The sequence below is a fragment of the Shinella sp. SUS2 genome, from assembly GCF_001262505.1.
Lineage (GTDB): Bacteria > Pseudomonadota > Alphaproteobacteria > Rhizobiales > Rhizobiaceae > Shinella.
The window spans coordinates 305028-324028 of the sequence record NZ_KQ410724.1; the positions used below are offsets into that span (position 1 = coordinate 305028).

Consider the following 19001-nt stretch of genomic DNA (forward strand, 5'->3'; position numbering starts at 1 on the left):
GACGGTAATGGACGCTTTCATTTCGACCTATGTCTGGCCCGGCGTGATCATGGTGGCGCAGTCGCTGCTGCTGCTCGTCGCGCTCCTGGTTTTCATCGCCTACGTGCTTCTGGCCGACCGCAAGATCTGGGCGGCCGTGCAACTGCGCCGCGGCCCGAACGTCGTCGGCCCCTGGGGTCTCTTCCAGTCCTTCGCCGACCTCTTGAAGTTCGTCTTCAAGGAGCCGGTGATCCCGGCGACGGCCAACAAGGTGATCTTCCTTCTCGCGCCGCTCGTCTCCGTGACGCTGGCGCTTGCCACCTGGGCGGTCGTTCCGCTGAACGAAGGCTGGGTGATCGCCAACATCAATGTCGGCATCCTCTACATCTTCGCGATCTCTTCGCTCGAAGTGTACGGCATCATCATGGGCGGCTGGGCTTCGAACTCGAAGTATCCGTTCCTCGGCGCGCTGCGCTCCGCCGCGCAGATGGTCTCCTACGAAGTGTCGATCGGTTTCGTCATCGTCACCGTTCTGCTCTGCGTCGGCTCGCTGAATCTGACCGATATCGTCAATTCGCAGCGTGACGGCGTCGGCACGATGATCGGCTTGCCCGGTTCTTTCTTGGATTGGCACTGGCTGGCGCTGTTCCCGATGTTCGTGGTGTTCTTCATCTCGGCGCTCGCCGAAACGAACCGCCCGCCCTTCGACCTGCCGGAAGCCGAATCCGAACTCGTCGCCGGCTTCATGGTCGAGTACGGCTCCACCCCGTACATGATGTTCATGCTTGGCGAATACGCTGCCATCTGCCTGATGTGCGCGCTGACCACGATCCTCTTCCTCGGCGGCTGGCTGCCCCCGGTCGACGTCTGGTTCCTCAACTGGGTCCCGGGCATCGTGTGGTTCGTCCTGAAGGCGTGCTTCGTCTTCTTCATGTTCGCGATGGTGAAGGCCTTCGTGCCGCGCTACCGCTACGACCAGCTCATGCGTCTCGGCTGGAAGGTCTTCCTTCCGATCTCGCTCGCCATGGTCGTCATCGTTGCATTCGTGCTGAAGCTTACGGGCTGGTCCGCATGACCGCCCGCGACCTCAGCAGCATTGGAGCTTAAGCATGGCTAGTCTTTCGCAAGCCGTAAATTCGCTGTTCCTCAAGGAATTCGTCGGCGCGTTCTTCCTGTCGATGCGCTATTTCTTCCGTCCCAAGGCGACGGTGAACTATCCCTTCGAAAAGGGCCCGGTCTCCCCGCGCTTCCGCGGCGAGCACGCGCTGCGCCGTTATCCGAACGGTGAGGAGCGCTGCATTGCCTGCAAGCTGTGCGAAGCCATCTGTCCGGCTCAGGCTATCACCATCGAGGCGGGGCCCCGCCGCAATGACGGCACGCGCCGCACGGTGCGTTACGATATCGACATGGTGAAGTGCATCTATTGCGGCTTCTGCCAGGAAGCCTGCCCGGTCGACGCCATCGTCGAGGGCCCGAACTTCGAGTTCTCGACGGAAACGCGCGAAGAGCTCTACTACGACAAGCAGAAGTTGCTCGAGAACGGCGATCGCTGGGAGCGGGAAATCGCCCGCAACATCGCTATGGATTCGCCTTACCGCTGATTTCAGGCGGAAGGCATAACGAATGTAAAGTGCCTGACGAGCGGTCGTCAGGCTTCGACGGGGGAGGGGGAACCTTCTCCGGGGAAGACGAAAAGGCACCAAAATGGGTCTGCAGGCTCTATTCTTCTATCTGTTCGCCTTCGTGGCGGTGGCGTCCGCCTTCATGGTGATCGCGTCCAGGAACCCGGTCTATTCCGTGCTGTTCCTGATCCTCACCTTCTTCAACTCGGCGGGCCTGTTCCTTCTGACGGGCGCCGAGTTCTTGGCGATGATCCTGCTGGTCGTCTATGTCGGCGCGGTCGCGGTCCTCTTCCTCTTCGTCGTCATGATGCTCGACATCGATTTCGCCGAATTGAGGGCAGGTGCCCTGGAATACGCGCCGGTCGGTGCGCTGATCGGCCTGATCCTTGCGATCGAGCTCGTGGTCGTCGTCGGGGGCTCCACGCTCTCGCCGGAAATCGCCAGCAACGCCTCGATGCCGATCCCGCCGGTCGCCGAGCGCCAGAACACGGCCGCCCTCGGCGACGTGCTCTATACCCACTACGTCTACTACTTCCAGATCGCCGGCCTCGTGCTGCTCGTCGCCATGATCGGCGCGATCGTGCTGACGCTGCGCCACAAGCCGCATATCAAGCGCCAGGACATCCCGACCCAGGTCGCCCGCACGCCGGAGACCGCCGTCGAGATCGTCAAGGTGAAGCCCGGTCAGGGCATCTGAGGCAGCGCGAGCCCAAGGAAAAGCATCATGGAAATCGGTATTTCCCACTATCTCACCGTCAGCGCCATCCTCTTCACCCTCGGCGTCTTCGGTATCTTCCTGAACCGGAAGAACGTCATCGTCATCCTGATGTCGATCGAACTCATCCTCTTGTCGGTCAACATCAACATGGTCGCATTCTCGCACTTCCTGAACGACATCGTCGGCCAGGTCTTCGCGCTGTTCATTCTGACCGTCGCGGCTGCGGAAGCGGCCATCGGTCTTGCAATTCTCGTCGTCTTCTACCGCAACCGCGGTTCGATCGCCGTCGAAGACGTCAATATGATGAAGGGCTGATCGGGTCATGGATACCATCATCAAGGCAATCGTCTTCCTTCCGCTGATCGGCTTCCTGATCGCCGGCATCGGTGGCAATGCCATCGGCGCCAAGGCGTCCGAATATGTCACGTCCGGCTTCATGATCCTGGCGGCAGTCCTGTCGTGGATCGTCTTCTTCGACGTCGCCATGGGCGAGACGGAGATGGTCAAGGTCAGCGTGCTGCGCTGGATCCAGTCGGGCGGCTTCGACGTCGAGTGGGCGTTCCGCGTCGATACGCTGACGGCCGTCATGCTCGTCGTCGTGAACTCCGTCTCGACGCTCGTGCATGTCTATTCCATCGGCTACATGCACCACGACCCGCATCGGCCGCGCTTCTTCGCGTATCTCTCGCTCTTCACCTTCGCCATGCTCATGCTGGTGACGTCGGACAATCTGCTGCAGATGTTCTTCGGCTGGGAAGGCGTGGGCCTTGCGTCCTACCTCTTGATCGGTTTCTGGTACAAGAAGCCGTCGGCCTGCGCTGCCGCCATGAAGGCCTTCATCGTCAACCGCGTCGGTGACTTCGGCTTCATCCTCGGCATTTCCAGCGTCTTCGTGCTCTTCGGTTCGATCAACTTCGAGACGATCTTCGCGACGGCCGCGACCTATCTGCCGGCCGAAGGCGCCGCGGATGCCGCAGCCCCCGTCATCACGCTGTTCGGCATGAGCCTCGACAAGGCGGATGCGCTGACAGCAACCTGCCTCCTGCTCTTCATGGGCGCGATGGGCAAGTCGGCGCAGTTCCTGCTGCACACCTGGCTGCCGGACGCCATGGAAGGCCCGACGCCCGTTTCGGCGCTCATCCATGCCGCGACCATGGTTACCGCCGGCGTCTTCCTCGTCGCCCGCATGTCGCCGATCTTCGAACTGTCGCACACCGCCCTGATGGTCGTGACGCTGGTCGGTGCCATCACCGCCTTCTTCGCGGCGACGGTCGGCCTCGTGCAGAACGACATCAAGCGCGTCATCGCCTATTCGACCTGCTCGCAGCTCGGCTACATGTTCGTCGCGCTCGGCATCGGCGCCTATGGTGCGGCGGTCTTCCACCTCTTCACGCACGCCTTCTTCAAGGCGCTTCTGTTCCTTGGCGCCGGCTCGGTGATCCACGCCGTCGATGGCGAGCAGGACATGCGTTACATGGGCGGTCTTCGCAAGCACATCCCGATCACCTTCTGGATGATGACGATCGGCACGCTCGCCCTGACCGGCGTCGGCATTCCCGGTACGGTCATCGGTTTTGCCGGCTTCTTCTCGAAGGATGCGATCATCGAATCGACCTTCGCCTCGCACAGCCCGGTCGCCGGTTTCGCCTTCGTGCTCCTGGTCATCGCCGCGCTCTTCACGAGCTTCTACTCCTGGCGCCTGGCCTTCATGACCTTCTTCGGCAAGCCGCGCGCCTCTGCCGACGTCATGCACCACGTGCACGAGTCGCCGGCCGTGATGCTGATCCCGCTCTATTTGCTGGCCACCGGTGCGGTCGTCGCGGGCGTGATCTTCGTCGAGTATTTCTTCGGCCACCACTATGCCGAATTCTGGCAGGGTGCCCTGTTCACGCTGCCGGGCAACGACCTCGTCAACGAGTACCATCACGTTCCGAAATGGGTGAAGTGGAGCCCGTTCGCGGCCATGGCCCTCGGTTTCGTCACCGCCTGGTACATGTACATCCGCTCGCCGGAAACGCCGAAGTACCTCGCCGAGCAGCACCGCGGTCTCTACCAGTTCCTGCTCAACAAGTGGTACTTCGACGAACTGTACGACTTCATCTTCGTCCGTCCTGCCATGTGGGTCGGCAAGTTCCTCTGGAAGAAGGGTGATGGCGCCGTCATCGACGGCCTCGGCCCGAACGGTATCGCCGCCCGCGTGGCCGATGTCACCGAACGCGTCGTTCGCCTCCAGACCGGTTACCTCTATCACTACGCATTCTCGATGCTGCTGGGTATTGCAGCACTCGTTACCTGGATGATGCTCGGGAGCTCCCTCTGATGACCGATTGGCCCATTCTTTCAGCGGTCACCTTCCTCCCGCTCGTCGGCGTGGCGCTTCTGCTGCTGACCCGTGAGGACAGCCCGTATGGCCGCCGCAACATCCTGAACGTCTCGCTGCTGACGACGGTCTTCACCTTCGTGCTCTCGCTCTTCATTTGGATCGGTTTCGACAATTCGAACCCCGGTTTCCAGATGGTCGAGAAGACCGAATGGCTCGGCACCGGCATCTCCTATCATCTCGGCGTCGACGGCATCTCCATGCTGTTCGTCATCCTGTCGACCTTCCTGATGCCGTTCTGCGTGCTCGCGAGCTGGCATTCGATCGAGAAGCGCCTGCGCGAATACATGATCGCCTTCCTGCTTCTGGAAGTGTTCATGGTCGGCGTCTTCGTCTCGCTGGACATCGTGCTGTTCTACGTGTTCTTCGAAGCGGGCCTCATTCCGATGTTCATCATCATCGGCGTGTGGGGCGGCAAGGATCGCGTCTACGCGTCCTACAAGTTCTTCCTCTACACGCTGCTCGGCTCTGTGCTGATGCTGCTCGCCATCATGGCGATGTACTGGCAGGCCGGGACGACGGACATCACGGAACTGCTCGCCTACAACTTCCCGGCTCATATGCAGACCTGGCTGTGGCTCGCCTTCTTCGCCTCCTTCGCGGTGAAGATGCCGATGTGGCCGGTCCACACCTGGCTTCCCGACGCGCACGTTCAGGCGCCGACGGCCGGCTCGGTCATTCTGGCCGGCGTTCTCCTGAAGCTTGGCGGCTACGGTTTCATCCGTTTCTCGCTTGCCATGTTCCCGCTGGCCTCGGACTATTTTGCTCCGTTCGTCTTCGCGCTGTCGGTCATCGCCATCATCTACACCTCGCTGGTCGCGATGATGCAGGACGACATCAAGAAGCTGATCGCCTATTCGTCGGTCGCCCATATGGGTTACGTCACGATGGGCATCTTCGCGGCCAATGCGCAGGGCCTTCAGGGCGCTATCTTCCAGATGCTGTCGCACGGCATCGTCTCCGGCGCGCTCTTCCTCTGCGTCGGCGTCGTCTATGACCGGCTGCACACGCGCGAGATTGCGGCCTATGGCGGCCTCGTCAACAACATGCCGAAATACGCGGTCGCCTTCATGATCTTCACCATGGCGAATGTGGGCCTTCCGGGCACCTCGGGTTTCGTCGGCGAGTTCATGACCCTGATCGGCATCTTCCGCGCCAACACCTGGGTCGCGCTCTTCGCAACGACCGGCGTCATCCTCTCGGCCTCCTACGCCCTCTGGCTCTATCGCCGGGTGATCTTCGGTGCGCTCGAGAAGGAAAGCCTGAAATCGCTGCTCGATCTTGATCTGCGCGAGAAGCTGCTGCTCTATCCGCTCCTGATCCTGACGATCTTCTACGGTGTCTATCCGGCGCCGGTATTCGATGCGACGGCGGCTTCGGTCGACGCGCTGCTCAATAACTACTCCGCGGCTCTGCAGGCGGCGCAATCCGTTGCGCTTTCGGCGAACTGACGACGGGACTCGAAGACATGACCGCTGATACGATCCTTGCCAGCCTTCAACTCTCGACCCCCGAGATCATTCTTGCCGTCGGCGCTCTGGCCCTTCTGATGATCGGCGTGTTCTCGGGCGAACGCTCGGGCACGACCGTCACGGGGCTTGCCGTCGCGCTGCTCATCATCTCCGGCCTCTGGCTGGGGCTCGCCACGGGCGAGGGCCAGGCCTATGGCGGCGCCTTCGTCTCCGATCCCTTTGCCAAGTTCATGAAGGTGCTGGCGCTGATCGGCTCGATCACCGCCATGGTGATGACGGTCGGCCACGCCCGCTCGGAGCAGCTCGACCGTTTCGAGTTTCCGGTGCTCATCGTGCTGTCGACGCTCGGCATGCTGCTGATGATCTCGGCCAACAGCCTTCTGTCGCTCTATCTCGCGCTGGAGCTCCAGTCGCTGGCGCTCTACGTCGTCGCCGCGATCAACCGTGACAGCCTGCGCTCGACGGAAGCGGGCCTGAAGTACTTCGTGCTCGGCGCTCTCTCCTCCGGAATGCTGCTCTACGGCATGTCGCTGGTCTACGGCTTCACCGGCCATATCGGCTTCCAGGAGATCGCCGCCGCGCTGACCGCCGAGGGCCGCTCGCTGGGCCTTGTCTTCGGCCTGGTGTTCATCCTTGCCGGCCTCGCATTCAAGATTTCGGCCGTGCCGTTCCATATGTGGACGCCGGACGTCTATGAAGGTGCGCCGACCCCGGTCACGGCCTTCTTCGCCGCTGCGCCGAAAGTCGCCGCCATGGCCATGCTCGTGCGCATCGTCATCGAAGCCTTCGAGCCCGTCGTTGCCGACTGGCAGCAGGTCATCGTCTTCATTTCGATCGCCTCCATGCTGCTCGGTGCCTTCGCGGCCATCGGCCAGCGCAACATCAAGCGCCTGATGGCCTATTCCTCGATCGGCCACATGGGCTATGCGCTGGTCGGCCTTGCCGCCGGCTCCATGGCGGGCGTGCGCGGCGTTGCGCTCTATATGCTGATCTACATGGTCATGACGCTCGGCACCTTCGCGATCATCCTCGCCATGCGCCGCAAGGAAGGCGGCAATGTCGAGGACATCAACGACCTCGCGGGCCTTGCCTCGACCAACCCGTTCATGGCGACCGTTCTGACGATCCTGATGTTCTCGCTCGCCGGCATCCCGCCGATGGCAGGCTTCTTCGCCAAGTACTTCGTCTTCATGGCGGCCATCGAGGCGCATCTCTATGCGCTCGCCATCATCGGCGTGCTCGCCTCGGTCGTCGGCGCCTACTACTACCTGCGCATCATCAAGGTGATGTGGTTCGACGAGCCGACTGGTGAGTTCGCCCGCACGGCCGGCGAACTGAAGCTGGTCTTCGGCCTTTCCGGCCTGTTCGTCGTCGGCTACGTGCTGATCGGCGGGCCGATCGGCGCTGCCGCCGAAGCTGCGGCCCGGACGTTCTTTTGAGCGGGTCCGGCACGCACCGCCGGATGTCGCTGGACGACTTCCGGCATGAGGCGCTCGCGCAAGTGGGCTCGACCAATACGGAATGCCTGGAGCGCGCCCGAAAGGGCGCGCTTTCCGGTCTCTGGATCACGGCGGAGCGGCAGACGGGCGGTCGCGGCCGGCGCGGACGCGCCTGGTTTTCCGAGCCCGGCAATCTCTACGCTTCGCTGCTCCTGATCGATCCTGCGCCGATGGACCGGCTCGGCTCCCTGCCGCTCGCCGTCGCCGTCGCCGTGCAGGACGGGGTGAGCCGCATCATGCCGCTCGACGCGCCCGATGTGCTGATCAAGTGGCCGAACGACATCCTCGTCGATCGCCGCAAGGTCTGCGGCATTCTGATCGAGGGGGAGACGCTCCCCGACGGGCGCCACGGGCTGGTCATCGGCATCGGGATCAATGTCGCCGTCGCGCCGGATGCAGGGCTCTACCCCGTGGCGATGCTGCGCGAGTTCGGCGCCACCGCTTCGCCGGAGGAGCTGTTCGCCCATCTCTTCCAGTCGATGGCGACGACCCTGTCGCTGTGGGACGGCGGACAGGGCATTGTCGCCATCATGGAGCGCTGGAAACGGGTGGCGGGCGGCATCGGGGAAAACATCACGGTCAATCTGCCCGACCGTTCTATTTCCGGGCGCTTTTCCGGAATTGATGATACAGGTCTCCTGAAACTGGAGACGGATGACGGCGGCACGCGATTGATCGCGGCCGGCGACGTGTTTTTTGGATAGGAATTTTAGAAGCCGATGGCAAAAGAAGACGAACTGGTATTCCTGCCGCTTGGCGGCGTCGGCGAAATCGGCATGAACCTGGCGCTCTACGGCTACGGCCCGAAGAAGAACCGCCAGTGGATCATGGTCGATTGCGGCGTCACCTTTCCGGGGCCGGACCTGCCGGGGGTCGATCTCGTGCTGCCCGATATCCGCTTCCTCGCCGAGGAGCGCAAGAATCTCAAGGGCATCATCATCACCCATGCGCACGAGGACCATTACGGCGCGCTGAACGAGCTGTGGCCGGGTCTCAACGTGCCGGTCTATGCCTCGCCCTTCACCGCAGGCATGCTGGAGGCCAAGCGCGACTACGAGAGGAGCCGCACCGAAATCCCGGTGACGATCTTCAAGCAGGGCGACCGTATCAATGTCGGCCCGTTCGAGATCGAGGCGATCGGCGTCAACCACTCCATTCCCGAGCCGATGTCGCTGGCGATCAAGACGCCGCTCGGCACCGTCATCCACACCGGCGACTGGAAGATCGACCTCGATCCCTCGCTTGGCCCCCTGACGGACGAGACGCGTTTCCGCAAACTCGGCGACGAGGGCGTGCTGGCGTTGATCTGCGACAGCACCAATGCGCTGCGCGATGGCGTTTCGCCCTCCGAGCGTGAAGTGTCGGAAAGCCTCACCAAGATCATCGAGGCCGCCGAGGGCAGGGTGGGCATCACCACCTTCTCATCGAATGTCGGCCGCATCCGCTCCATCGCCCAGGCTGCCGAAGCTGCCGGCCGCGAGGTGCTTCTGCTCGGCAGTTCCATGAAGCGCGTGACGGAAGTCGCCCGCGACATCGGCCTCATGGAAGGCCTGAAGCCCTTCATCGCGGAAGACGAGTTCGGCTATATCCCGCGCGACAAGGTCGTCGTCATCCTGACCGGCAGCCAGGGCGAGCCGCGCGCGGCTCTCGCCAAGATCGCCCGCGACGAGATGCGCAACGTCGCCTTCACCGATGGCGACACGATCATCTTCTCCTCGCGCGCCATTCCGGGCAACGAGAAGGCGATCAACGACATCAAGAACGGGCTGGTGGAGCAGGGCATCAACGTCATCACCGACAGCGAGGCGCTGGTACACGTTTCCGGCCACCCGCGCCGCCACGAACTGCAGCAGATGTACGGCTGGACGCGGCCGAAGATGGTCGTGCCCGTGCACGGCGAGGCTGCACATCTCACCGCCCATGCCGAGCTTGCCGAACAGTCGGGCATCGCCGACGTGCCGCGCGTGCGCAACGGCGATATCCTGAGGCTGGCGCCGGGTGAGCCCGAGGTCGTCGATCACGCGCCCTTCGGCCGTATCTTCAAGGATGGCAATCTCATCGGCGACTATGACGAGATGGGCATCGGCGACCGCCGCAAGCTCGCCTTCGTCGGCCATGTCGCCGTCAGCATCCTGCTCGACAGCCGCTACGACTTCCAGGGCGATCCCGAGGTGGAGCCCTTCGGCCTGCCGCAGTTCGACGACGAGGGCGAGGACATGGGCGATACGCTCTATGACGCCGTGCTCGGCGCCGTCGAAAGCATCCCGCGCGCGCGCCGCAAGGACCTTGAGATGGTGCGCGAGGCCGTGCGCCGCGCGGTGCGCTCCACGGCGAACGAGATCTGGGGCAAGAAGCCCGTCGTCACCGTTTTCCTGACAAAGGTCTGACGAGGCAGGTACAGGCGCATTCATCCCCGTCGCCACAGGCGCGGCGGGGACGCGCAGCACCGCCGAAACGGGTGTGACAGCACGCCGCCCTTGCGCCGTTTGAACTTCGCCCGCGACAAGCGTAAAAGACCGCTGTCGCACGAGAGGCCGCCCATGCAGATCTTTTCCTACTTCGCCGTCTATTTCATCGTCTGGTGGATGACGCTCTTTGCCGTGCTGCCCTTCGGGCTGAGGACGCAGGCGGAGGCGGAGGAGGTGGTGCCCGGTACGGTGGAAAGCGCGCCGGCACGGTTCCGCGGTGGCCGCATCGTTCTGACGACGACGATCGTTTCCGCCATCATTTACGGCACCTGGTACGTCCTGTCGGTGCGCCTCGGCTACGGCATCGATTCCATTCCGCAGTTCATGCCGAGTTTCAGATAGGCGGCTGCCACAAAGGTTAACGCGCCCGCCGGGGCCAGGGGCAAGCCATTCCAGGTGTCCCGGGCTGTTCGGGAAAAGTCTTCCGCTGGGCGTCTCTCCCATTTTTCAGGAAAATGCCGGCGGAGCGGACCTCTGACGCCGAGTCATGTGCATGCCGAGGGATTTGCATCACTTTGGGTGAGGCGGAGTGTCGCGGAGCGCGCGCGGTGTGCGTCTTTGACGCATGGACCTTTCCGGCGAATTTGCTAGAGGCGGAGGCATCGTCGGTAAAAGGCAAAAAAAACAAGGCTGAAAGCCTTGTTTTACAGGTATCGCGTGATCTTTATCCGTTGTGCGGTGGCAGCGTCTGCGCGCGCCAAAGATCTGATCCTCCCAAGACTTGACCGCGAAAATGGCAAGAATTTGCACTTCTTGCCTGTTTTGTGGCCTGAAACTAGCCCAAACGTTAGGCGTTGTCATCCGCTTTTTTTGCATTTTTGCTACAGTGGAATAAAATTTTTCCATTGACAAGGCGCGCGCAATTTCTGTTATTGGCGGCCCCATTTTTCTGCCACATTTCTTTGGATCGCTCGGGCGGTGGACGGCTCGCGTGAGTCGGTGTTCCGCCTCGGGCTGCCGGGTTTCCTTCCTGTGGCGAAGCGTTTATGAACGCATCAAAATCAACGTCATTTTGCCCGATTCCCGAAATAGGGCGGATCAGTCACTCCGGAACCCGATATGCGCCTTTCCCGCTTCTTCCTGCCCATCCTCAAGGAAAACCCCAAGGAGGCCGAGATCGTCTCCCACCGGCTCATGCTGCGTGCGGGCATGGTCAAGCAACAGTCCCAGGGTATCTATACCTGGCTGCCGCTGGGCAAGCGCGTCCTCGACAAGGTGAACGCCATCATCCGCGAGGAACAGAACCGTTCCGGCGCCGTCGAGTTGCTGATGCCGACGCTGCAGTCCGCCGAGCTCTGGCAGGAAAGCGGCCGCTACGACGCCTACGGCAAGGAGATGCTGCGCATCAAGGACCGCCAGGAGCGCCCGATGCTCTACGGCCCGACCAATGAGGAAATGATCACGGACGTCTTCCGTTCGTTTGTGAAGTCCTACAAGGACCTGCCGCTCAACCTATATCATATCCAGCTGAAGTTCCGCGACGAGATCCGTCCGCGTTTCGGCACCATGCGCTCGCGCGAGTTCCTGATGAAGGACGCCTATTCCTTCGATCTCAACCGCGAGGGCGCCGTGCACGCCTATAACCGCATGTTCGCGGCCTATCTGCGCACCTTCTCGCGCATGGGCCTGCGCGCCATCCCGATGCGCGCCGATACCGGCCCGATCGGCGGCGACCTCAGCCACGAATTCATCATCCTCGCCGATACCGGCGAATCCGAAGTCTTCTGCCACAAGGACTTCCTGAACTTCGACGTTCCCGGCGAAGACACCAACTTTGAGGACGTCGCAGGCCTCAAGGGCATTTTCGACAAGTGGACCTCGCGCTATGCGGCCACTTCCGAGATGCACGACGCGCCCGCCTTCGAGGCGATTCCGGAAGGCGAACGCCTGTCGGCCCGGGGCATCGAGGTTGGTCACATCTTCTATTTCGGTACGAAATATTCCGAAGCCATGGGTGCCAAGGTTCAGGGCCCTGACGGCAAGGAACACACCGTGCACATGGGATCCTACGGCATTGGCCCGACGCGCCTCGTGCCCGCCATCATTGAAGCCTCGCATGACGAGAACGGCATCATCTGGCCGAAGGCCGTCGCGCCGTTCGAAGTCGTCGTCATCAACATGAAGTCGGGCGATGCCGCCTGCGACGCGGCCTGCGAGCAAGTCTACGGCGCACTGCTGAACGCCGGCATCGACGTGCTCTACGACGACAAGGATGAACGTGCCGGCGCGAAGTTCGCGACCGCCGACCTCATTGGCGCGCCGCTGCAGGTCATCGCCGGTCCGCGGGGCATTGCGAACGGTGAGGTCGAGATCAAGGACCGCAAGACCGGCGAGCGCGAGACGCTGACCATCGAGGCGGCGATCAACCGCCTGACATCCGGCAACTGATGCCCGCAGGCGCAGGCGGCAACGGGAGGAACCATGGCTGACGCAGCGAGCGGTGCATCTGCAACCGGGGCGCAGGCCTTCAACAAGAGCCGCCCGTTCTCCGCCTTCGAGCGGATGGTCGCCTGGCGCTACCTGCGCTCCCGGCGCAAGGAAGCCTTCATCTCGGTGATTGCCGGGTTCTCCTTCATCGGCATCATGCTGGGTGTCGCGACGCTCATCATCGTCATGGCCGTCATGAACGGCTTCCGCACCGAGCTGATCTCGCGCATCCTCGGCATCAACGGCCACATGATCGTCCAGCCGATCGATACGCCGCTGAACAATTATGCCGCGCTCGCCGAGCGGCTTTCCGCTGTCCCGGGCATCACCATGGCGATCCCGCTCGTCGAGGGCCAGACGCTGGCCTCCGGCACTGCGGGCGCGGGGACCGGCGCGCTGGTGCGCGGCGTGCGCGCCGACGACCTTGCCAAGATGAAGGCCGTCTCCGACAACATCAAGGAAGGCGACCTCGTGGGCTTTGCCGCCGGCAGCGGCGTCGCGATCGGCTCGCGTATGGCCGAACAGCTCGGCCTCAGCGCCGGCGGCCAGATCACGCTCGTCGCACCCGAGGGCGACGTCACGCCGCTCGGCGTCAATCCGCGCGTGAAGACCTACACGGTTTCCGCCATCTTCGAGATCGGCATGTCGGAATACGACGCGTCGATCATCTATATGCCGCTCGAAGAAGCACAGCTCTATTTCAATGCCGAAGGCATCGTGCAGTCGATCGAACTGTTCGTCGCCAACCCCGACGATGTCGACGACTTGCGCCAGCCGATCGAGGCCGCCGCCGAACGCCAGATCTTCATCACCGACTGGCGCCAGCGCAACCGCACCTTCTTCTCGGCCCTGCAGGTCGAGCGCAACGTCATGTTCATGATCCTCACGCTGATCGTGCTCGTGGCCGCGCTCAACATCATCTCCGGCCTCATCATGCTGGTGAAGGACAAGGGCAGCGACATCGCGATCCTGCGCACCATGGGGGCGACGTCAGGCTCGATCATGCGCATCTTCTTCATGACGGGCGCGGCGATCGGCACGGTCGGCACTTTTGCGGGCGTGCTGCTCGGGGTTGTCGTCTGCCTCAATGTCGAATCGATCCGGCAGTTCTTCTCGTGGCTCTCGGGCACGACGCTGTTCAATCCGGAGCTCTATTTCCTCAGCCAGCTTCCGGCGGACATGAATGCCGGCGAGACGGTCTCGGTCATCGTCATGGCGCTGGCGCTCTCCTTCCTCGCGACGATCTTCCCTGCCTGGCGTGCCTCCAAGCTCGATCCCGTCCAGGCCCTGCGGTACGAATAGGATAAACGCATGAATGCGCGCGTCGCTCTGGAACTGAAGGGCATCGAACGGCACTACGGCCAGGGCGAGACCCTGCTGTCGATCCTGAAGGGGGCCGATTTCACGCTCAAGAGCGGCGAGACCGTTGCGCTCGTCGCCCCGTCCGGCACAGGCAAGTCGACCCTGCTGCATGTCGCCGGCCTTCTCGAGAAGCCGGATGCCGGCGAGGTCTTCGTCAACGGCCATTCCTGCGCGACGCTCGCCGATGACCAGCGCACGGCAATCCGCCGCAGCGAGATCGGCTTCGTCTACCAGTTCCATCACCTGCTGCCGGAATTCAGCGCGCTGGAAAACATCATGATGCCGCAGCTCATCTCCGGCCTCACCAAGGCGGAGGCGCGCGAGCGCGCCGCCCAGCTGCTCGATTACATGCGCATCGGCCATCGTGCAGACCATCGCCCCTCGGAACTTTCCGGTGGGGAGCAGCAGCGCGTCGCCATCGCGCGCGCCGTCGCCAATGCGCCGCTTCTTCTGCTGGCTGACGAGCCGACCGGCAATCTTGACCCCGAGACTGCGGGTTATGTCTTCGAGGCGCTGGAGGCGCTCGCCCGCCAGTCCGGCCTTGCCGCGCTTATCGCGACCCACAACCACGAGCTTGCCGGCCTGATGGATCGCCGCGTGACGATCGAGGACGGCCTCGTGCGTGAACTCGCCTGAGGCCGGTCCCGGTTTTTCCTGTCAGTTGTCGAGGCCGCAGATCGAGCGGCCGACATCGTCCTGCCAATCCTTGAGCAGCACGAACTGCGCCCTGCCGGCAATCGGCTGGCCGCGGGCCTTGCCCTTGCCGGTCAGAACGTTGAGATCGCATTCGCTGCCGGCGTCCGGATTGAGCGTGTCGTAGGACGAGAACGTATAGCCCGCGACGATGAAATCGAAATTGCGGTAGGCGATGGTCAGTGACTGCCGCCAGCGGTCACGGCCGACAGAATCGTTCTTCGTCGTCAGCGTGAACGAGCCGTTGGCGAGCGCGGCGAGCTCCGGCTCCTGCCCATACATGGCGAGGTTTCCCCAGATGGTGTTGGGCAGCGTGAGGGCGAGCGTCAGGCGGTTCTCTTCCGGCTTGGCGATATAGACGTAAAGCCCGTTATCCTCGCCGCTGTTGTCGCCCGGCGTTGCGACGAGGACGAGATCGGCCACGCCGTCCTTGTTCCAGTCGCCGCTCGCCATGGCTGCGACGCGCTCGGCCGGAAAGTCCGCGGCCTCGGCCGCAAGGGGCAGGGCAAGCGACAGCAGAAGGGCGGCACTCAACGACTTCATCTCATTTCCTCCATGTGATCGACGCGACCTTATTGTGCCGCGCAATGCCGGTCCAGAGGGCCTGTGGATAAGGGTTGACACGAGAACAATAATAGAACAAAATGAAAACATAAAAGGAAAGGGAGCCACAATGACCGATTTTCTTCGTGATCTTGCAGCATTCACCTCCATGGCCATGTTCGTCGCCAGCTTCTCCGTCATCCTCTTCGGCATCTGACTGTATGTCCCCGTCCGTTCGGTGTTGCATGCGTGGAAAGCGGGTGCAACGCCAAGAACGGTCTGGACGGGAGGGGTGCGAATCCGCTTAAGCTTCCCTTCCTGATCGGAAGGATGATGGCATGGCGGACGCGGCGCAGAAGACGGATGGCGTGACAATCGGAGAGACGCCGGAATTCGTGCATCTGCGCGTCCATTCGGCCTTCTCGCTGCTCGAGGGCGCCCTGCCGATCAAGAAGATCATCGGCAAGGCGATGTCCGACCAGCAGCCGGCGATCGCGATCACCGATACGAACAATCTGTTCGCGGCGCTCGAATTCTCGCAGAAGGCAGTCGGCGACGGCATCCAGCCGTTGATCGGCTGCCAGCTGTCCATCGACATGGAAGACGAGGGGGAAGGCGAGCGGCGCGGCGGGCAGGCCCAGCTTGCAAAGCTGCCTTCGATCGTCCTTCTCGCGGCGACCGATGCGGGCTATGCCCGGCTCGTCGCGCTTGTCAGCCGTGCCTATCTCGGCGGCGAAGGCAGCCAGGCGATCCGCGTTGCCTATAGCTGGCTGCAGGAAGAGGGAGCGGAAGGACTGATCGCGCTTTCCGGTGCGCTCGGCGGCCCCGTCGACATGGCCTTCCTCGCCGGCCAGCCGGCCGTCGCACGGGCGCGGCTTCACGCGCTGAAGCGCGTGTTCGGCGACCGGCTTTATATCGAATTGCAGCGGCACGGCCGCTTTGACAGGCAGCATGAACGGCGCATGGTCGAGCTCGCCTATGCGGAGGACGTGCCGCTGGTCGCGACCAACGAGCCGTTCTTCCCGGCACCCGACGATTACGATGCGCATGACGCCCTGATGGCGGTGGCGCACAATGCGATGGTGTCCGACGACAACCGTTTCCGCCTGTCACCGGACCATTATCTCAAGAGCCGCAAGGACATGGCGAAGCTCTTCGCCGACCTGCCGGAGGCGCTGGAGAGCACGATCGAGATCGCTCGGCGCTGCTCCTTCGTGCTGCAGACACGCGGGCCGATCCTGCCGCGTTTCACCGGTGCGACGGACGATCCGGAGGAGGCGGAGCGCGCGGAGTCCGCGGAACTGCGGCGCCAGTCCGTGGAGGGGCTGGAAAGCCGCATGGAACTGCTCGGCCTGACGCCGGGCTATACGGAACAGGACTATCGCGAGCGGCTGGACTTCGAGCTCAGCGTCATCGAGCGCATGAAGTTCCCCGGCTACTTCCTGATCGTTGCCGACTTCATCAAATGGGCCAAGCAGCACAACATCCCCGTCGGCCCGGGGCGTGGATCGGGCGCGGGCTCGCTGGTCGCCTATGCGTTGACGATCACCGACGTCGATCCGCTGCGCTTCTCGCTGCTCTTCGAACGCTTCCTCAATCCGGAACGCGTCTCGATGCCGGACTTCGACATCGACTTCTGCCAGGATCGCCGCGAAGAGGTGATCCGCTACGTGCAGCAGAAATACGGCCGCGAGCAGGTGGCGCAGATCATCACGTTCGGGTCGCTGCAGGCGCGCGCGGCGCTGCGCGACGTCGGCCGCGTGCTCGAAATGCCCTATGGCCAGGTCGACAAGATCTGCAAGCTCGTGCCGAACAATCCGGCCAACCCGACGCCGCTCTACAAGGCGATCGAGGAGGAGCCGAAACTGCAGGAAGAGGCCGAGAAGGAGCCGGTCGTCGCGCGCCTGCTCGACATTGCCCAGAAGATCGAGGGCCTCTACCGCCACGCGTCGACGCACGCCGCCGGTATCGTGATCGGCGACCGTCCGCTCTCGCAGCTCGTGCCGATGTACCGCGATCCGCGCTCCGACATGCCGGTCACCCAGTTCAACATGAAATGGGTCGAGCAGGCCGGCCTCGTCAAGTTCGACTTCCTCGGCCTGAAGACGCTGACGGTGCTGAAGACGGCGGTCGATTTCATCCGCAAGCGCGCAATCGAGGTAAAGCTCGAAAGCCTGCCGCTCGACGACCAGCTGACCTACGAGATGCTGTCGCGCGGTGAGACGGTCGGCGTGTTCCAGGTGGAAAGCGCGGGCATGCGCAAGGCGCTGATCGGCATGCGGCCCGACTGCATCGAAGACATCATCGCGCTGGTGGCGCTTTATCGCCCGGGCCCGATGGAGAACATCCCTGTCTACAACGCCCGCAAGCACGGCGAGGAGGAGATCGAATCGATCCACCCGATGATCGACCATCTCCTCAAGGAGACGCAGGGCGTTATCGTCTACCAGGAACAGGTGATGCAGATCGCCCAGGTCCTGTCTGGCTATTCGCTCGGCGAAGCCGATCTACTGCGCCGCGCCATGGGCAAGAAGATCAAGGAGGAAATGGACAAGCAGCGCGCCCGCTTCGTCGATGGCGCCGTCAAGAACGGCGTGTCGAAGCCGCAGTCGGATCTCATCTTCGACCTGCTCGCCAAGTTCGCGAACTATGGCTTCAACAAGTCGCACGCCGCCGCCTATGCCATCGTCTCCTACCAGACGGCCTATCTCAAGGCGCATTACCCGGTCGAGTTCCTCGCCGCGTCGATGACCTACGATATGTCCAACACGGACAAGCTGAACGATTTCCGGCAGGATGCCGGCCGGCTCGGTATCGAGGTCATCCCGCCCTCGGTGCAGACCTCGTTCCCTCATTTCGAGACCGGGGAAAACCGCATCTACTATGCGCTTGCCGCCATCAAGGGCGTCGGCGGGGCCGCGGTGCAGCATATCGTCGATGTGCGCGGTACGGCGCCGTTCAAGAGTCTGGAAGATTTTTGCGTGCGCATCGACCCCAAGTTCGTCAACCGCCGGGTCTTCGAGAGCCTGATCGTCGCCGGCGCCTTCGATTGTTTCGGCCATGATCGCGCGGCGATGATCGCCGGCCTCGACAGGCTTCTCGGCGCCGCCCAGCGCGCGCAGGAAAACAAGACGAGCGGGCAGGGCGATATCTTCGGCATGGGCGCGGCAACGGGGCCGGAGGTCATCACGCTTCCGTCCTACACGCCCTGGCTCGCCTCGGAAAAGCTGCACCGCGAATTCCAGGTGCTCGGCTTCTACCTGTCGGCCCACCCGCTCGACACCTATGCGCCGATCCTCTCCAAGATGCGCGTGCAGACCTTCGGTGACTTCGCCGCGGCGGTGAAGCGCGGCGCGACCGCCGGTCGCCTCGCCGGCACGGTGACCTCCAAGCAGGAGCGCAAGACGCGCACCGGCAACAAGATGGGCATCGTCGCCTTTTCCGATTCGTCCGGCCAGTTCGAGGCAGTGCTGTTCTCTGAAATGCTGAACCAGTACCGCGACTTGCTGGAGCCCGGCAAGTCGCTGGTCCTGACCGTGCAGGCGGAAGAGCGGCCGGAAGGCATCGGCCTGCGCATCCAGACGCTGCGGTCGCTGGAGGAAGAATCGCTGCAGACGCAGAAGGCGCTGCGTGTCTACGTGCGCGACAGCGGCCCGCTTCGCTCCATCGCCGCTCATCTCAACACGAAGGGCGACGGTCTCGTCTCCTTCATCGTCATCAAGGACAACGGCCAGCGGGAAATCGAGGTGGAGCTCAACGAACGCTTCCGCATTTCCTCGGAAATCGCCGCCGCCATGCGCTCCACGCCGGGCGTGCTGGACGTGGAACTGGTCTGAGG

15 protein-coding genes are annotated in these 19001 nt (G+C 62.9%); 14 read left to right on the forward strand and 1 reads right to left on the reverse strand.

Annotated features, from left to right (window positions below; translation table 11 throughout):
• Positions 1 to 7 precede the first annotated feature (7 nt).
• The 13 genes from nuoH to AKG11_RS04210 all read left to right on the forward strand — a co-directional run bounded on the left by nuoH (position 8) and on the right by AKG11_RS04210 (position 14563).
• Entirely contained in the window at positions 8 to 1054 is a 1047-nt protein-coding gene (nuoH, locus tag AKG11_RS04150; RefSeq protein ID WP_023513864.1) for an NADH-quinone oxidoreductase subunit NuoH, read from the forward strand.
• A 34-nt stretch (positions 1055 to 1088) separates the two neighbouring features.
• Complete coding sequence (gene nuoI / locus AKG11_RS04155; protein ID WP_023513863.1) at positions 1089 to 1580, forward strand: NADH-quinone oxidoreductase subunit NuoI; 492 nt, start codon at positions 1089 to 1091, stop codon at positions 1578 to 1580.
• Positions 1581 to 1683: 103 nt separating this feature from the next.
• Positions 1684 to 2298 carry an NADH-quinone oxidoreductase subunit J gene (locus tag AKG11_RS04160; protein WP_023513862.1) on the forward strand — a complete coding sequence of 205 codons (615 nt, stop codon included), beginning with the start codon at positions 1684 to 1686 and terminating at the stop codon, positions 2296 to 2298.
• Positions 2299 to 2325: 27 nt separating this feature from the next.
• A complete protein-coding gene (nuoK, locus tag AKG11_RS04165) occupies positions 2326 to 2634 on the forward strand; it encodes an NADH-quinone oxidoreductase subunit NuoK (RefSeq protein ID WP_024270868.1) in 309 nt (102 codons plus the stop codon).
• A gap of 7 nt (positions 2635 to 2641) precedes the next feature.
• Complete coding sequence (nuoL, locus tag AKG11_RS04170) at positions 2642 to 4639, forward strand: NADH-quinone oxidoreductase subunit L (RefSeq protein WP_024270869.1); 1998 nt, start codon at positions 2642 to 2644, stop codon at positions 4637 to 4639.
• Entirely contained in the window at positions 4639 to 6150 is a 1512-nt protein-coding gene (locus tag AKG11_RS04175) for an NADH-quinone oxidoreductase subunit M (RefSeq protein WP_024270870.1), read from the forward strand. The genes nuoL and AKG11_RS04175 overlap by 1 nt, the downstream gene beginning before the upstream one ends.
• A 17-nt stretch (positions 6151 to 6167) precedes the next feature.
• Positions 6168 to 7610 (forward strand): NADH-quinone oxidoreductase subunit NuoN, encoded by a 1443-nt coding sequence (gene nuoN, locus AKG11_RS04180; RefSeq protein WP_023512041.1) that lies wholly within the window; start codon positions 6168 to 6170, stop codon positions 7608 to 7610.
• A 23-nt stretch (positions 7611 to 7633) separates the two neighbouring features.
• On the forward strand, positions 7634 to 8374 hold the full coding sequence (locus AKG11_RS04185) for a biotin--[acetyl-CoA-carboxylase] ligase (RefSeq protein ID WP_050743046.1): 741 nt from the start codon (positions 7634 to 7636) through the stop codon (positions 8372 to 8374).
• Between the two features lie 15 nt (positions 8375 to 8389).
• Positions 8390 to 10057, forward strand: coding sequence for a ribonuclease J (locus tag AKG11_RS04190; RefSeq protein WP_023512039.1), 1668 nt, complete (start codon positions 8390 to 8392; stop codon positions 10055 to 10057).
• Positions 10058 to 10210: 153 nt separating this feature from the next.
• A complete protein-coding gene (locus AKG11_RS04195) occupies positions 10211 to 10480 on the forward strand; it encodes a DUF1467 family protein (protein ID WP_023512038.1) in 270 nt (89 codons plus the stop codon).
• Between the two features lie 717 nt (positions 10481 to 11197).
• A complete protein-coding gene (gene proS / locus AKG11_RS04200; protein WP_050743047.1) occupies positions 11198 to 12526 on the forward strand; it encodes a proline--tRNA ligase in 1329 nt (442 codons plus the stop codon).
• Positions 12527 to 12559: 33 nt separating this feature from the next.
• On the forward strand, positions 12560 to 13867 hold the full coding sequence (locus tag AKG11_RS04205; protein WP_023515965.1) for a lipoprotein-releasing ABC transporter permease subunit: 1308 nt from the start codon (positions 12560 to 12562) through the stop codon (positions 13865 to 13867).
• Between the two features lie 9 nt (positions 13868 to 13876).
• On the forward strand, positions 13877 to 14563 hold the full coding sequence (locus AKG11_RS04210) for an ABC transporter ATP-binding protein (RefSeq protein ID WP_023515964.1): 687 nt from the start codon (positions 13877 to 13879) through the stop codon (positions 14561 to 14563).
• Positions 14564 to 14584: 21 nt separating this feature from the next.
• Here the strand turns inward: AKG11_RS04210 and AKG11_RS04215 are convergent, their stop codons facing one another.
• Positions 14585 to 15163, reverse strand: coding sequence for a hypothetical protein (locus AKG11_RS04215; protein ID WP_050743048.1), 579 nt, complete (start codon positions 15161 to 15163; stop codon positions 14585 to 14587).
• A gap of 338 nt (positions 15164 to 15501) precedes the next feature.
• Here AKG11_RS04215 and dnaE point away from each other — a divergent pair, with 338 nt between their 5' ends.
• The gene (gene dnaE / locus AKG11_RS04220; protein WP_050743049.1) at positions 15502 to 18999 is read left to right on the forward strand and encodes a DNA polymerase III subunit alpha; all 3498 of its coding nucleotides are present in this window, start codon (positions 15502 to 15504) and stop codon (positions 18997 to 18999) included.
• Positions 19000 to 19001: the final 2 nt, after the last annotated feature.

Coding starts and splice junctions, on each gene's coding strand:
- nuoH (WP_023513864.1), top strand. CDS start 8: ATGGACGCTTTCATTTCGACCTATGTCTGGCCCGGCGTGATCATGGTG.
- nuoI (WP_023513863.1), top strand. CDS start 1,089: ATGGCTAGTCTTTCGCAAGCCGTAAATTCGCTGTTCCTCAAGGAATTC.
- AKG11_RS04160 (WP_023513862.1), top strand. CDS start 1,684: ATGGGTCTGCAGGCTCTATTCTTCTATCTGTTCGCCTTCGTGGCGGTG.
- nuoK (WP_024270868.1), top strand. CDS start 2,326: ATGGAAATCGGTATTTCCCACTATCTCACCGTCAGCGCCATCCTCTTC.
- nuoL (WP_024270869.1), top strand. CDS start 2,642: ATGGATACCATCATCAAGGCAATCGTCTTCCTTCCGCTGATCGGCTTC.
- AKG11_RS04175 (WP_024270870.1), top strand. CDS start 4,639: ATGACCGATTGGCCCATTCTTTCAGCGGTCACCTTCCTCCCGCTCGTC.
- nuoN (WP_023512041.1), top strand. CDS start 6,168: ATGACCGCTGATACGATCCTTGCCAGCCTTCAACTCTCGACCCCCGAG.
- AKG11_RS04185 (WP_050743046.1), top strand. CDS start 7,634: ATGTCGCTGGACGACTTCCGGCATGAGGCGCTCGCGCAAGTGGGCTCG.
- AKG11_RS04190 (WP_023512039.1), top strand. CDS start 8,390: ATGGCAAAAGAAGACGAACTGGTATTCCTGCCGCTTGGCGGCGTCGGC.
- AKG11_RS04195 (WP_023512038.1), top strand. CDS start 10,211: ATGCAGATCTTTTCCTACTTCGCCGTCTATTTCATCGTCTGGTGGATG.
- proS (WP_050743047.1), top strand. CDS start 11,198: ATGCGCCTTTCCCGCTTCTTCCTGCCCATCCTCAAGGAAAACCCCAAG.
- AKG11_RS04205 (WP_023515965.1), top strand. CDS start 12,560: ATGGCTGACGCAGCGAGCGGTGCATCTGCAACCGGGGCGCAGGCCTTC.
- AKG11_RS04210 (WP_023515964.1), top strand. CDS start 13,877: ATGAATGCGCGCGTCGCTCTGGAACTGAAGGGCATCGAACGGCACTAC.
- AKG11_RS04215 (WP_050743048.1), bottom strand. CDS start 15,163: ATGAAGTCGTTGAGTGCCGCCCTTCTGCTGTCGCTTGCCCTGCCCCTT.
- dnaE (WP_050743049.1), top strand. CDS start 15,502: ATGGCGGACGCGGCGCAGAAGACGGATGGCGTGACAATCGGAGAGACG.